Origin of the sequence: Pseudanabaena sp. BC1403, from assembly GCF_002914585.1 — a bacterium.
Classification (GTDB): Bacteria; Cyanobacteriota; Cyanobacteriia; order Pseudanabaenales; family Pseudanabaenaceae; genus Pseudanabaena.
Genome location: NZ_PDDM01000058.1, coordinates 2,501 through 5,347, shown reverse-complemented (window position 1 = coordinate 5,347; position 2,847 = coordinate 2,501). Strand labels below are relative to the sequence as shown.

Sequence of the window (2,847 nt, the reverse complement as noted above, 5' to 3'; positions counted from 1 at the left end):
TTGACAAACCTTTATAAGCTTGCTACCTTAGTAAAGCGCTGAAGGGAGCGACGAGCGAAAGCGAAGCGAGCCCGACCTGAAAGGGAGTGCCAAGAACCTAGACAACCAAATAGTTTGAAAGCTTTAAGAAACCAATAAACCTCGTCAAAAACATAAAAAAGACTAGATTATTGAGAAATAACTAGCTATCCGACAGGATAAGCGAAAAGCTTAAAAAAGTCAAACCCATCCGAAAGGAAAAAGGCTTTAGAAAAGTAGGAAGAGATTCTGAAAGTATAAAGACACCATGGAGAGTTTGATCCTGGCTCAGGATGAACGCTGGCGGTATGCTTAACACATGCAAGTCGAACGAAGTCTTCGGACTTAGTGGCGGACGGGTGAGTAACGCGTAAGAATCTACCTATAGGTTCGGGACAACAGTTAGAAATGACTGCTAATACCGGATATGCCTTCGGGTGAAAGTTTTAATGCCTGTAGATGAGCTTGCGTTCGATTAGCTAGATGGTGGGGTAACGGCCTACCATGGCGACGATCGATAACTGGTCTGAGAGGATGACCAGTCACACTGGGACTGAGACACGGCCCAGACTCCTACGGGAGGCAGCAGTGGGGAATTTTCCGCAATGGGCGAAAGCCTGACGGAGCAATACCGCGTGAGGGACGAAGGCCTGTGGGTTGTAAACCTCTTTTGTTAGGGAAGATAATGACGGTACCTAACGAATAAGCATCGGCTAACTCCGTGCCAGCAGCCGCGGTAAGACGGAGGATGCAAGCGTTATCCGGAATTATTGGGCGTAAAGCGTACGTAGGCTGCTAATTAAGTCTGTTGTCAAAGCCCGAGGCTCAACCTTGGATCGGCAATGGAAACTGAATAGCTAGAGAGAGATAGGGGCAGGAGGAATTCCAGGTGTAGCGGTGAAATGCGTAGATATCTGGAAGAACACCAGTGGCGAAAGCGTCCTGCTGGATCTCAACTGACGCTGAAGTACGAAAGCTAGGGGAGCGAATGGGATTAGATACCCCAGTAGTCCTAGCCGTAAACGATGGGTACTAGGTGTTGGCCGTATCGACCCGGTCAGTGCCGTAGCTAACGCGTTAAGTACCCCGCCTGGGGAGTACGGTCGCAAGATTGAAACTCAAAGGAATTGACGGGGGCCCGCACAAGCGGTGGAGTATGTGGTTTAATTCGATGCAACGCGAAGAACCTTACCAAGGCTTGACATGTCGTGAATCCTCTTGAAAGGGAGGAGTGCCTTCGGGAGCACGAACACAGGTGGTGCATGGCTGTCGTCAGCTCGTGTCGTGAGATGTTGGGTTAAGTCCCGCAACGAGCGCAACCCTCGTTTTTAGTTGCCATCATTAAGTTGGGCACTCTAGAGAGACTGCCGGTGACAAACCGGAGGAAGGTGGGGATGACGTCAAGTCATCATGCCCCTTACGCCTTGGGCTACACACGTACTACAATGGCCGGGACAAAGAGTTGCGAGCATGCGAATGCAAGCTAATCTCATAAACCCGGTCTTAGTTCAGATTGCAGGCTGCAACTCGCCTGCATGAAGGCGGAATCGCTAGTAATCGCAGGTCAGCATACTGCGGTGAATACGTTCCCGGGCCTTGTACACACCGCCCGTCACACCATGGAAGCTGGTCACGCCCGAAGTCGTTATCTCAACCCGCAAGGGAGGGAGGCGCCTAAGGCAGGGCTGGTGACTGGGGTGAAGTCGTAACAAGGTAGCCGTACCGGAAGGTGCGGCTGGATCACCTCCTTATAGGGAGACCTATTTACTCTTAGACTGAAACAATACAGAATTAAGTCAAGAGTAAGTCATCCCAAGGTCGTTCGAGGAATATTGGAAAGCTTTCAAACTAAGTCAGGTTCTGATTTAGACAACACAAAAGGGCCATTAGCTCAGTTGGTTAGAGCGCACGGCTGATAACCGTGAGGTCACTGGTTCGTGTCCAGTATGGCCCACTTGAGAAATCATTAGCATTCAGCTAAGGACAACTCTGGGGATATAGCTCAGTTGGTAGAGCGCCTGCTTTGCACGCAGGAAGTCAGGAGTTCGAATCTCCTTATCTCCACCAAACTACGAAGAACCAACGAAAGCGAGAGCAAGAGTTTAGCAACTCATCTAGTCAGGCAGAGAGCCAAAAACTAGAGAGACTGCTAAATTCTAGCGAGAGCAAAGAATTTAGAAAGAACCTTGAAAACTGCATAGTAATAGTAATAAGAAGCAAGTAGATCCAAAGTGGAAACACAGAGGTCAAGCTACAAAGGGCTCACGGTGAATACCTAGGCACAAGAAGGCGATGAAGGACGTGGTTACCTACGATAAGCTGCGGGGAGCTGGAAGCAAGCCCTGATCCGCAGGTTTCCGAATGGGGCAACCCTAAATACTGCCCGTTGAATAAAATAGACGGGAAAGAGCGAACTCAGCGAATTGAAACATCTTAGTAGCTGAAGGAAGAGAAAATAAATAATGATTTCCTAAGTAGCGGCGAGCGAACGGGAACCAGCCCAAACCAGTTGGCATGACCGACTGGGGTTATAGGACAGCAACACTGTACAACAGAGATTAGATGAAGTGTTTGGAATGACACGCCAAAGAGAGTGAAAGCCTCGTAATTAAAAATCAAAGTTGGCAAGCTGAATCCTGAGTAGCACGGTACACGAGAAATTCCGTGTGAATTCGCGAGGACCACCTCGTAAGGCTAAATACTCACTTGTGACCGATAGTGAACGAGTACCGCGAGGGAAAGGTGAAAAGAACCCCGGAAGGGGAGTGAAATAGAACATGAAACCGTGAGCTTACAAGCAATGGGAGGACGATTTAACGTCTGACCGTG

2 tRNA genes and 2 rRNA genes (1 of these 4 running past the window's edge) are annotated in these 2,847 nt (G+C 49.1%); all 4 read left to right on the top strand.

The window, feature by feature from the left end:
- Nucleotides 1-283: 283 nt before the first annotated feature.
- Nucleotides 284-1,769: ribosomal RNA gene (locus CQ839_RS24465) — 16S ribosomal RNA — on the top strand.
- A 129-nt stretch (nucleotides 1,770-1,898) separates the two neighbouring features.
- Nucleotides 1,899-1,972, top strand: a tRNA-Ile gene (locus CQ839_RS24460).
- 37 nt (nucleotides 1,973-2,009) lie between these two features.
- Nucleotides 2,010-2,085, top strand: a tRNA-Ala gene (locus CQ839_RS24455).
- A 177-nt stretch (nucleotides 2,086-2,262) separates the two neighbouring features.
- Nucleotides 2,263-2,847: ribosomal RNA gene (locus CQ839_RS24450) — 23S ribosomal RNA — on the top strand (it continues 2,237 nt past the right edge of the window).
- Together the 16S and 23S rRNA genes with 2 tRNA genes alongside form the textbook arrangement of a ribosomal RNA operon.